This is a genomic window from Pseudomonas sp. AFG_SD02_1510_Pfu_092 (assembly GCF_003331055.1).
GTDB lineage: Bacteria > Pseudomonadota > Gammaproteobacteria > Pseudomonadales > Pseudomonadaceae > Aquipseudomonas.
Map to the genome: position 1 here is coordinate 1 of NZ_PUQD01000097.1, position 11,054 is coordinate 11,054.

8 protein-coding genes are annotated in these 11,054 nt (G+C 64.0%); 1 reads left to right on the plus strand and 7 read right to left on the minus strand.

All coding sequences use genetic code 11. The annotated features are described in order from the left end of the window. Window positions 1-233: 233 nt before the first annotated feature. Window positions 234-1,574: a hemolysin family protein gene (locus C6A77_RS24495; protein WP_114171933.1), complete on the plus strand. Its 1,341-nt coding sequence runs from the start codon at window positions 234-236 to the stop codon at window positions 1,572-1,574. Between the two features lie 133 nt (window positions 1,575-1,707). Here C6A77_RS24495 and C6A77_RS24500 read toward each other — a convergent pair whose 3' ends face one another. The 7 genes from C6A77_RS24500 to C6A77_RS24530 all read right to left on the minus strand — a co-directional run bounded on the left by C6A77_RS24500 (window position 1,708) and on the right by C6A77_RS24530 (window position 10,827). Then, window positions 1,708-2,604 carry a M23 family metallopeptidase gene (locus C6A77_RS24500; protein ID WP_114171934.1) on the minus strand — a complete coding sequence of 299 codons (897 nt, stop codon included), beginning with the start codon at window positions 2,602-2,604 and terminating at the stop codon, window positions 1,708-1,710. 197 nt (window positions 2,605-2,801) lie between these two features. Then, on the minus strand, window positions 2,802-3,704 hold the full coding sequence (locus C6A77_RS24505; protein WP_114171935.1) for a response regulator: 903 nt from the start codon (window positions 3,702-3,704) through the stop codon (window positions 2,802-2,804). 164 nt (window positions 3,705-3,868) lie between these two features. Beyond that, window positions 3,869-4,639 (minus strand): phosphate signaling complex protein PhoU, encoded by a 771-nt coding sequence (gene phoU, locus C6A77_RS24510; RefSeq protein WP_114171936.1) that lies wholly within the window; start codon window positions 4,637-4,639, stop codon window positions 3,869-3,871. A gap of 167 nt (window positions 4,640-4,806) precedes the next feature. Continuing rightward, on the minus strand, window positions 4,807-5,640 hold the full coding sequence (gene pstB, locus C6A77_RS24515) for a phosphate ABC transporter ATP-binding protein PstB (protein ID WP_114171937.1): 834 nt from the start codon (window positions 5,638-5,640) through the stop codon (window positions 4,807-4,809). 72 nt (window positions 5,641-5,712) lie between these two features. Continuing rightward, a complete protein-coding gene (pstA, locus tag C6A77_RS24520; RefSeq protein WP_178082402.1) occupies window positions 5,713-7,329 on the minus strand; it encodes a phosphate ABC transporter permease PstA in 1,617 nt (538 codons plus the stop codon). Between the two features lie 71 nt (window positions 7,330-7,400). Continuing rightward, on the minus strand, window positions 7,401-9,689 hold the full coding sequence (locus C6A77_RS24525; protein WP_114171939.1) for an ABC transporter permease subunit: 2,289 nt from the start codon (window positions 9,687-9,689) through the stop codon (window positions 7,401-7,403). Between the two features lie 139 nt (window positions 9,690-9,828). Continuing rightward, complete coding sequence (locus C6A77_RS24530) at window positions 9,829-10,827, minus strand: phosphate ABC transporter substrate-binding protein PstS (protein WP_056793940.1); 999 nt, start codon at window positions 10,825-10,827, stop codon at window positions 9,829-9,831. Window positions 10,828-11,054 lie beyond the last annotated feature (227 nt).

Below are 11,054 nucleotides of genomic sequence, written 5' to 3' on the forward strand. Positions count from 1 at the left end.
GGGGGGGGCGGGGGGGCCGCCGCCCCCCCCCCCCCCCCCCCCCCCCCGCCCCCCGGGGGGCCCCCCCTTGGGGGGGGGGGGGGCCCCCCCGGCGATGGGCCGCAAAGCGGCCCCAATGAATCCACCGCCCTTTGCTTTTGCCGCCCCAGCCGCTACATTGGATCCCCTGTGCCAGCAAGAGCTGGCACTTTTTTTCTCTCTATCTCAAAGACGGACCCCGTAAAAACTCCATCATGGACCCTTCCCCTGGTATCAGCCTCACCTCGTTATTCGCCGATTTCGGCATGATCATGTTTGCCTTGCTCCTGGTGCTGCTCAACGGTTTCTTCGTTGCTGCCGAGTTCGCCATGGTCAAGCTGCGCGCCACCCGCGTCGAGTCCATCGCCGAACAGCACGGCTGGCGTGGCAACATCCTGCGCAAGGTCCACAACCAGCTCGACGCCTACCTGTCGGCCTGCCAGCTGGGCATCACCCTCGCCTCCCTTGGCCTGGGCTGGGTCGGTGAGCCGGCGTTCGCCCACCTGCTCGAGCCGCTGCTGGCCTATGTCGGCGTGGACACCCCCGAGCTGATCAAGGCGATCTCGTTCTTCGTCGCCTTCTTCGTCATCTCGTACCTGCACATCGTCGTCGGCGAGCTGGCGCCCAAGTCCTGGGCCATCCGCAAGCCCGAACTGCTGTCGCTGTGGACCGCGGTGCCGCTGTACCTGTTCTACTGGGCGATGTACCCGGCCATCTACCTGCTCAACGCCAGTGCCAACGCCATCCTGCGCATTGCCGGCCAGGGCGAGCCCGGCCCGCATCACGAGCACCATTACAGCCGTGAAGAGCTCAAGCTGATCCTGCACTCCAGCCGTGGCCAGGACCCGAGCGATCAGGGCATGCGCGTACTGGCCTCAGCCGTGGAAATGGGCGAACTGGAGGTCGTCGACTGGGCCAACTCGCGCGAGGACATGGTCAGCATCGACGCCCACGCGCCGTTGAAGGAAATACTCGCCCTGGTGCGCCGCCACAAGTTCAGCCGCTACCCGGTGTATGACGCTGAGCGCGAAGAGTTCACCGGCCTGCTGCACATCAAGGACCTGCTGCTGGAGCTGGCCGAACTGGAACACCTGCCCGAGACCATCGACCTGGAAGACCTGGCCCGGCCGCTGGAGCGCGTGTCCCGGCACATGCCACTGGCGCAGCTGCTGGAGCAGTTCCGCAAAGGCGGCGCGCACTTCGTGCTGGTGGAGGAAGCCGACGGCAAAGTGATCGGCTACCTGACCATGGAAGATGTGCTGGAAGTGCTGGTGGGCGACATCCAGGACGAGCACCGCAAGACCGAGCGCGGCATCCTCGCCTACCAGCCGGGCAAACTGCTGGTGCGTGGCGATACGCCGCTGTTCAAGGTCGAACGCCTGTTGGGCGTCGACCTTGACCATATCGAGGCGGAAACCCTTGCCGGGCTGGTCTACGAGACGCTCAAGCGCGTGCCTGAAGAAGAGGAAGTGCTGGAGGTCGAAGGGCTGCGCATCATCATCAAGAAGATGAAAGGGCCGAAGATCGTGCTGGCCAAGGTGCTCAAGCTGGATTGATGACTGGGGGCTGCTTTGCAGCCCATCGCGACGCAAGGCCGCTCCCACAGGTACAGCGCAAGCCCCAGGCTTTGTGCAGGTTTGTGGGAGCGGCCTTGTGTCGCGATAGGGCCGCAAAGCGGCCCCAAAAATCTCAAGGGTTACCTGCAGTGAAGTCAGGCAACCCTCCGATCGGCCTGTCGAACCGATAAGGGATCGATTCCAGCGCCAGCCCGACATTGCGCTGCACCACGAAATGCAGGTGCGGGCCGGTGCTGTTGCCGGTATTGCCAGACTTGGCCAACACCTGCCCCTGCCGCACCCGCTGCCCCTCCGCCACCACCACCGAACCGCGCATCAGGTGCAGGTACACGCCCATGGTGCCGTCCGGGTGCAGGATCCTGACGAAATTGCCCGACGGGTTGGGGCCGCGACCGCTCTGGCTGTTCTCGGTCTTCACCACCACCCCTTCCCGCGCCGCGATAATCGTGGTGCCTTCAGGCATGGCGATATCCATGGCATAGCGCCCCTTCGGCCCAAAATGGCTGACCCGGCCGTTAGGGCCCTGGGTCACGCGGAACGGCCCGCCGAGCCAGGGGAACGCATAGCGATAACCCTGCGGCCGCTTGCCCGGGTCGCCCAAGGCCTGCAGCAGGGTCGAACGGTAGTTCAGCAGCGTTCCGGGCCGCCCCCGTAGCACGCTGAGCATCTGCGTGGTACGCGGCGGCAGCACCCGGCGCACGATGCGCGGAGCGTTGCCGCCCTGTGCGTTGACCAGGTTGTCCAGGCGCAACTCCACCTCTACCGGCACATGCAGCTGGTTGCGGGCCGAGAAACTCACCCCGCCCTGAAACACGATCGCGTTCAGCAGCACCTGGCCTTCGGGTATCTCGACCATCGGCTCGCGTTGCACCCAGCGTTTGGCGCCGGGGCCAGGCCGGTCGGTATACGAGGACACGCGGCCATCATCGGCGATCGTGTAGGTAGTCATGCCCAGGCTCGGCGCCGAAGCCATGAGCAATGCACAGAACAGCAGCAGGCGGGCGGGCATGATAGTGGCTTTTTGACAGTTATGATCTGTCGAAGCCTAGCAGCGGGTTTTGCGGCAGGTATTGCAGTTGGTCGGATGGCATCAGCAGGACTGGCCTCATCGCCGGCAAGCCAGCTCCCACAGGAAATGCACAAGGCCCGAGGTTGGCGCTGTACCTGTGGGAGCTGGCTTGCCGGCGATGAGCCAGCAGCCGTTACTCAGGCGCCGGGGGTGAAATGCTTCTGCGCCGTCCCGCGGGCAATCAGCCGCGACAGGTAGTCGAGCTTCTGCGCATCCTGGTCGACGAACTTGAAGGTCAGCTGCAGCCAGTCACTGTCTGGCTTGGGCTCCAGCGCCACCACGGCATGCAGGTAGCCGTTCAGGCGGGCGACTTCGGCGTTTTCGCCCTGCTCCAGGTCAAGTACCGCGCCTTCCAGCACCTGCGGCAGCGCTTCGCCACGGCGTACCACCAGCAACGCCTCTTTCAGGCTCAACGCCTTGATGACGCACGGCTGGGTGCCACTGGCCAGGCGCAACTGGCCCTGGCCACGGCCAGTCGGCGCAGCAGCAGCGGCAGCAGGCCGGGGGGCAGCGGCTTGTGCCCGCGCAGGCGTCGCGGCCGGGGCGGCGGTGGTGACCTTGGCCACTTCCGGTTTGCCGGCAGTCAGGGCGTTCAGCGAGTCATTGGCAAACGCCGAATTGACTCGCGCGGGGCCGGTGGCCATCAGGTTGTCCAGCTTGCCGATCCGGGTCAGGGCCTTTTTCACCTTGGTCAGCAACTGCTCGTTGGTGAACGGTTTGCCGACGAAATCGGACACGCCCGCCTGGATCGCCTGGATGACGTTTTCCTTGTCGCCACGGCTGGTCACCATGATGAACTGCAGGTTCTTCATCTCCGGCTGCTGACGGCACCAGGTAAGCAGTTCGAGACCGGACATTTCCGGCATCTCCCAGTCGCACAGGACCAGGTCGAACGCTTCCTTGCCCAGCATCGCCATGGCCTTGCGACCATTGACGGCATCGTCGATGGTCATGCCCGGGAAGGCATTGCGCAGGCATTTGCGGACCAGGTCACGGATAAACGGGGCGTCATCCACGACCAGCACATTCACTTTACTCATCGATACTCCTTCTGAATCCCGACTAGCCTACCGCCGAGTACTGGCCATTTGCTACAACTTGGTCACGCCGGGACTTCTTCACATCGTTCGCGGGTGCCTGCCGGCTCCTCGACCGCAAACGAAAACGCCCGGCCAAGGCCGGGCGTCGATGCTCGGGAGCAACCTTATTTATCGTCAGGTTCAGCCGGAACATTAGCCTTTTCGCCGTCGGCGACAGCGGTGCCCTGCACTTCAGCCGTCATGCGCTTGAGGCCCATGTGGCGCACATCGGTGCCGCGCACCAGGTAGATCACCAGCTCGGAGATGTTGCGCGCGTGGTCGCCGATACGCTCCAGCGAACGCAGCACCCAGATCACGCTGAGTACCCGCGAGATCGAGCGCGGGTCTTCCATCATGTAGGTCACCAGCTCACGCAAGGCGGTTTTGTATTCGCGGTCGATGGTCTTGTCGTACTGCGCCACCGACAGGGCCAGGTCGGCGTCGAAGCGGGCAAAGGCGTCCAGCGCGTCGCGAACCATGTTGCGCACCTGGTCGCCGATGTGGCGCACCTCGACGTAACCACGCGGCGACTCGCCTTCCTCGCACAGCTGGATGGCGCGGCGGGCGATCTTGGTCGACTCGTCACCGATGCGCTCCAGGTCGATCACCGATTTGGATATGCTGATGATCAGACGCAGGTCTGAGGCCGCCGGCTGGCGACGGGCGAGGATGCGCAGGCATTCCTCGTCGATGTTGCGCTCCATCTGGTTGATCTGTTCGTCGACCTCACGCACTTGCTGAGCCAGGCCCGAGTCGGCCTCGATCAGCGCAGTGACGGCGTCATTGACCTGCTTCTCGACCAGGCCGCCCATGGCCAGCAGGTGGCTGCGCACCTCTTCGAGCTCGGCGTTGAACTGCTGGGAAATGTGATGGGTAAGGCTTTCTTTGTTGATCATCGTTCGCTCCGCGAAGAAGCCCAAAGCTTCAAGTAATCGTCTCGTTCCCTGTCCTGTGGGAGCGGGTTCACCCGCGAACACCGGCAACGCCGGTGCCATACACCGCGGCGCCTGATTCGCGGGTGAACCCGTTCCCACAGAAGCCCAGGGGTAGATTGCAAAGCGGCTTAGCCGTAGCGACCGGTGATGTAGTCTTCGGTCTGCTTCTTCGCCGGGTTGGTGAACAGGGTGTCGGTATCGCCGAATTCCACCAGCTTGCCCATGTACATGAATGCGGTGTAATCGGAAACCCGGGCCGCCTGCTGCATGTTGTGGGTCACGATGACGATGGTGTACTTGGATTTCAATTCGTAGATCAGTTCTTCGACTTTCAGGGTCGAGATCGGGTCCAGTGCCGAGCACGGTTCGTCGAGCAGCAGCACTTCCGGCTCCACGGCGATGGTGCGGGCAATGACCAGACGCTGCTGCTGGCCACCGGACAGGCCCAGTGCCGACTCGTGCAGGCGGTCCTTGACCTCGTCCCACAGGGCCGCGCCCTTCAGCGCCCACTCGACCGCTTCGTCGAGCACGCGCTTCTTGTTGATGCCCTGGATGCGCAGGCCGTACACCACGTTCTCGTAGATGGTCTTGGGGAACGGGTTGGGCTTCTGGAACACCATGCCCACGCGACGGCGCAGCTCGGCCACATCTTCGCCCTTGCGGTAGATGTTGTTGCCGTACAGGTTGATGGCGCCTTCCACGCGGCAGCCGTCAACCAGGTCGTTCATGCGGTTGAAGGTGCGCAGCAGGGTCGACTTGCCGCAGCCGGACGGGCCGATGAAGGCGGTCACGCGCTGCTTGGGGATGTTCATCTGTACGTCGAACAGCGCTTGCTTGTCGCCGTAGAACAGGCTCAGGCCCGGCACTTCGATGGCCACGGTTTCTTCGGCCAGGCGCAGGCTCTGCTTGTCGCGGCCCAGGGCAGACATGTCGATGCCGTGGGTATGGGATTCTTGCTGCATGGTCTACTCCATACGCTAACAATTCGTTTCAAAGGGCCGCCCGGCTCACGGGCGGCGCGCTTGCAATCAGGTTCAGCTGTCGAGGGCCTTGTACTTCTCGCGCAGGTGGTTACGGATCCACACGGCCGAAAGGTTGAGGGCGGCGATCACCAGCACCAGCAGCAGCGCCGTGGCGTATACCAGCGGTCGCGCGGCTTCGACGTTGGGGCTCTGGAAGCCGACGTCATAGATATGGAAGCCCAGGTGCATGATCTTCTGGTCCAGGTGCAGGTACGGGTAGTTCCCGTCCACCGGCAGCGACGGCGCCAGCTTCACCACGCCCACCAGCATCAGCGGTGCCACTTCACCGGCGGCGCGGGCCACGGCGAGGATCATGCCGGTCATCATCGCCGGGCTGGCCATCGGCAGGACGATCTTCCACAAGGTCTCGGCCTTGGTCGCCCCCAGGGCCAGCGAGCCCTCGCGCACGGTGCGCGGAATACGCGCCAGGCCTTCCTCGGTGGCCACGATCACCACCGGCACGGCCAGCAGCGCCAGGGTCAGCGATGCCCACAGCAGGCCCGGGGTACCCAGGGTCGGCGCCGGCAAGGCTTCGGGGAAGAACAGACGGTCGATCGAGCCACCCAGCACGTAGACGAAGAAGCCCAGGCCGAACACGCCGTAGACGATCGCCGGCACACCGGCCAGGTTGTTCACCGCGATGCGGATCAGGCGGGTCACCGGGCCTTGTCTGGCGTATTCGCGCAGGTAGACGGCGGCCAGCACACCGAACGGGGTGACGATCACCGCCATGATCAGGGTCATCATCACGGTACCGAAGATGGCCGGGAAGATACCGCCCTCGGTGTTGGCCTCACGCGGGTCGTCGCTGAGGAACTCCCAGACCTTGGTGAAGTAGCTGCCCAGCTTGGTGAAGCCCGACATGGCGTTCGGCTGGATGGCGTGCACCACCTTGCTCAGGTTGATCTCCACTTCACGGCCGTTGCCATCGCGGGCCACCAGGCTGTCGCGGGCGAAGGCCTGGTGCAGGCCGGTCAGGCGGTCTTCGATGGCCTTGTAGCGGCTGTTCAGCTCGGCGCGCTCGGCTTCCATGTCGGCCTGGGCAGCGGCGTCCAGCTTGCCGTCCAGTTCCAGCTTGCGCGCTTGCAGGCGCAGGCGCTCGAGGCCGTGGTTGATGGCACCGATGTCTTTCTTCTCGAGGCTTTGCAGTTCGCCATTGAGCTGGTTGGCGCGCTTGAGGCGGGCTTGCAGCTCGGGCCAGGCGGCAGCGCCCTGGGCGACCACACGGCCTTCTTCCTTGACGCTGAGCAGGTAACCGTAGAAGTTGCCCCACTCGCGGCGCTCCAGGGCGATCAGTTCGGCCGGGTGCTTTTCGTCCACCAGCCACTCGCCGACCACCCAGGTGAAGTCGCTGCCGTTGAGGTCGCGGTTGCCGACCTTGATCAGTTCGCGGGTCATGAACTCCGGGCCCTGGTCAGGCACCGGCAGGCCGGCGCCCTTCAGGCGGGCACGCGGTACTTCTTCCTTTTGCACCACTTCGCCGATGACGACGAGTTCGGCCTGGCCCGGCACTTTGTAGGTGGCCTGGACAAGATCGGCCGGCCAGAAGTGGCCGAGGCCGCGCACGGCAATCACCGCCAGCAGGCCGACGGTCATGATCACCGCCATGGCCACCGCGCCGCCGCTCATCCAGACGCCTGGGGCGCCGCTCTTGAACCAGCCTTTGAGGGAATCCTTTTTCACGGATCGCTACCTTTCTATCAAAGCGACGAGTATTTCTTGCGCAGACGCTGGCGAATCAGCTCGGCCAAGGTGTTCATGATGAAGGTGAACATCAGCAGCACCAGCGCGGCCAGGAACAGCACGCGATAGTGGCTGCCGCCGACTTCCGACTCCGGCATTTCCACGGCTACGTTGGCAGCCAGGGTGCGCATGCCCTCGAACAGGTTCAGCTCCATCACCGGGGTATTGCCGGTGGCCATCAGCACGATCATGGTTTCACCGACCGCACGGCCCATGCCGATCATCAGCGCCGAGAAGATCCCCGGGCTGGCGGTAAGGATGACCACGCGGGTCAGCGTTTGCCAGGGCGTCGCACCCAGGGCCAGGGAGCCCAGGGTCAGGCTGCGCGGCACGCTGAACACGGCGTCTTCGGCAATGGAATAGATGTTCGGGATGACCGCGAAGCCCATGGCGATGCCCACCACCAGGGCGTTGCGCTGGTCATAGGTTATCCCTAAGTCGTTGGTGATCCACAGGCGCATGTCGCCGCCGAAGAACCAGGTTTCCAGGAGCGGGCTCATGGTCAGGGCGAACCAGCCGGTGAACAGGATGACCGGGATCAGGATCGCCGCTTCCCAGCCATCCGGGATACGCAGGCGGATCGACTCGGGCAGGCGAGTCCAGGCGAAGCCGGCCAGCAGAATACCGAGCGGCATCAGCAGGAACAGGCTGAACACGCCGGGCAGGTGGCCTTCCAGGTACGGGGCGAGGAACAGGCCGGCGAAGAAGCCGAGGATCACCGTCGGCATCGCTTCCATCAGTTCGATCACCGGCTTGACCTTGCGGCGCATGCCCGGGGCCATGAAGTAGGCGGTGTAGATGGCGGCGGCAATCGCCAGCGGGGCGGCCAGGATCATCGCGTAGAACGCTGCCTTGAGGGTACCGAAGGTCAGCGGCGACAGACTGAGCTTGGGCTCGAAATCGGTGTTCGAAGCCGTCGACTGCCAGACGTATTTCGGCGCGTCGTAGTTCTCGTACCACACCTTGCCCCACAGCGCGCTGAAGGAGACTTCCGGGTGCGGGTTGCGCAGGCTCAGCGGCAGCAGCTTGCCGCCTTCTTCGATGATGATGCGGTTGGCACGTGGCGACAGGGCCAGGATGCCAGGGCCTTCGGCGGCCGGCTCGACCAGCAGGGTACGGTGCGCGGTGCTGTGGAACACGCCCAGCTTGCCAGCTGCGTCCAGGGCGATGAAACCTTTGCGGCGCTCTTCGGCGTCGATCTGCACGACCGCCGCCTCGCCCATCTGGAAGGTGCGAATCTGCTTGAAGCGCGATTCGCCATCCGAATCACGGGCCATGAACCATTGGGCCAGGCCGCCCTTGGAGTCACCGATGATCAGCGAGATGCCGCCGACCAGCTGGGCGGTGGCAGTGATTTCGGTGTCGGCGCTGTCCGCCAGCTTGTAGCGGCCGTTGAGGCTCTTGTCGCGCAGGCTGAACACATCTGCGGTGGCGCGACCGTTGATCACGTACAGCCACTGCTGGCGAGGGTCGATGAAAATGTTCTTCACCGTTTCGGTCATCTGAGGCAGTTCGATGCGGTTCTGCTCGGTGCTGACCTCGCCGGTCATCATGTTTTCGCTGCGGGTCAGCTCGACCACCTGCAGGTGCGCGCCGGTAGAGCCGGCCAGCATCAAGGTGTCGCCGTTGACGTTGACGCTGACGTGTTCCAGCGCGCGGCCCTGGTCGTCGAGGGCGAACGGCTGCTCGCCATACGGGTAGTCGATGCCTGGGTCGATGGTCTTCTTGTTGTCCGGGTAGGTGACTTTGTAGCTGTGGTGGAACACCAGCGCCTGGCCGTTGGACAAACCCAGCACCACCAGCGGGCTGCCCGGCTGGTCGGCGCTGATCGAGGTGACCTGGGTGCCTGCCGGCAGTGGCAGGTCGACACGCTTGAGTTCGTTACCGGTCTTGGTGTCGAAGAACAGTGCCTGGCCCTTGTCGGAAACGCGCATGCCCACCAGGTTCTGCTCTTCAAGCGCGATCATCAGCGGCTTGCCGGCGTCCTGTTGCAGCCAGGTTGGCTCCAGGGCTTTCTTGCTGGTCAGCTCGGCGCCCTGGAACAGCGGCAGCACCACGTAGGCCAGATAGAAGAAGATCAGGGTGATCGCCGCCAATACGGCAAGCCCGCCCACCAGTACATACCAGCGGGTCAGGCGGTCCTTGAGCGCGCGCATGCGGCGCTTGCGTTGCAACTCCGGCGTATTGAAGTCAATCCGCTCGGGCTGGGAATTTGGAGTCATTGTGGAGTTGGCCAGATCATTCATGCGCACACCCTAGCGGTCCCGTATGACAAAAACATGACAATGTAGTGACGCACGAAAGCCCGCCGCACAGGAAGCCTGGCTTCGGGCTGGGAATTCGTGGAAGAGGCCGGGCAGCAGCACCGGCCTCCCCCTCAGTCAGTTACTTCTTTGCGACGTTACCGGCGTGGGACAGGCCCAGGTCAGCCAGGGTCTTGTCGACGACTTTGGCCGGCAGCGGGATGTAGCCATCCTTTACCACGACCTGCTGGCCAGCTTGCGACAGCACCAGCTTGACGAACTCGGCTTCCAACGGGGCCAGAGGCTTGTTCGGCGCCTTGTTGACGTAGACGTACAGGAAGCGCGACAGCGGGTAGGTGCCGTTCAGGGCGTTGGTTTCGTTATCTTCAACGAACTCGCCGCCTTCTTTCTTGGCCAGGGCCACGGTCTTGACACTGGCGGTCTTGTAGCCGATGCCCGAGTAGCCGATGCCGTTCAGCGAAGAGCTGATCGACTGCACCACCGAAGCGGAGCCAGGCTGTTCGTTGACGTTAGGCTTGAAGTCGCCTTTGCACAGGGCTTCTTCCTTGAAGTAGCCGTAGGTGCCCGAAACCGAGTTACGACCGAACAGCTGCACCGGCTTGTTGGCCAGGTCGCCGGTCACGCCCAGGTCGCCCCAGGTCTTGACGTCGGCCTTGCCACCGCACAGGCGGGTGGAGGAGAAGATGGCGTCGACCTGGGCCATGGTCAGGCCTTTGATCGGGTTGTCCTTGTGCACGAACACCGCCAGGGCGTCTACGGCGACCGGGATGGCGGTCGGCTTGTAGCCGTACTTCTGCTCGAAGGCCTGCAGCTCGACGTCCTTCATCTTGCGGCTCATCGGGCCGAGGTTGGCGGTGCCTTCGGTCAGCGCGGGTGGTGCGGTGGAGGAACCGGCCGCCTGGATCTGGATGTTTACGTTCGGATATTCCTTCTTGTAGGCCTCGGCCCACAGAGTCATCAGGTTCGCGAGGGTGTCGGAACCGACGCTGGAGAGGTTGCCCGAAACACCGGTGGTCTTGGTGTAGGTCGGGATCGCAGGATCGACAGCGGCTACCGCGTTGGCGGTTGCAACGCCAGCGGCGGCAAAGGTGAGGGCCGCCATCAAACGCTTCAGTTTCATGCCTTGCTCCTAGCAGGAATATTGGGGTGTTGGATGGAACGGGCCCAAGTATCTGCAGGCCGCATGAATACGATATGACTTGATTGTGACAATTGGATGAAAGGCCATCATCGACAACAGGTCTGGCCACATAGCCGGGGGGGCCCCCCCCCCCCCCGGGGGGGGGGGGGGTGGGGGGGGGGGGGGGGGGGGGGGGGGCGCCGGGGGGGGGGGGGGGGGTGGGGGGG

What these genes read in the sequence shown, in the direction of transcription:
- C6A77_RS24495 (WP_114171933.1), top strand. Translation starts at nt 234, where the DNA reads ATGGACCCTTCCCCTGGTATCAGCCTCACCTCGTTATTCGCCGATTTC.
- C6A77_RS24500 (WP_114171934.1), bottom strand. Translation starts at nt 2,604, where the DNA reads ATGCCCGCCCGCCTGCTGCTGTTCTGTGCATTGCTCATGGCTTCGGCG.
- C6A77_RS24505 (WP_114171935.1), bottom strand. Translation starts at nt 3,704, where the DNA reads ATGAGTAAAGTGAATGTGCTGGTCGTGGATGACGCCCCGTTTATCCGT.
- phoU (WP_114171936.1), bottom strand. Translation starts at nt 4,639, where the DNA reads ATGATCAACAAAGAAAGCCTTACCCATCACATTTCCCAGCAGTTCAAC.
- pstB (WP_114171937.1), bottom strand. Translation starts at nt 5,640, where the DNA reads ATGCAGCAAGAATCCCATACCCACGGCATCGACATGTCTGCCCTGGGC.
- pstA (WP_178082402.1), bottom strand. Translation starts at nt 7,329, where the DNA reads ATGAGCGGCGGCGCGGTGGCCATGGCGGTGATCATGACCGTCGGCCTG.
- C6A77_RS24525 (WP_114171939.1), bottom strand. Translation starts at nt 9,689, where the DNA reads ATGAATGATCTGGCCAACTCCACAATGACTCCAAATTCCCAGCCCGAG.
- C6A77_RS24530 (WP_056793940.1), bottom strand. Translation starts at nt 10,827, where the DNA reads ATGAAACTGAAGCGTTTGATGGCGGCCCTCACCTTTGCCGCCGCTGGC.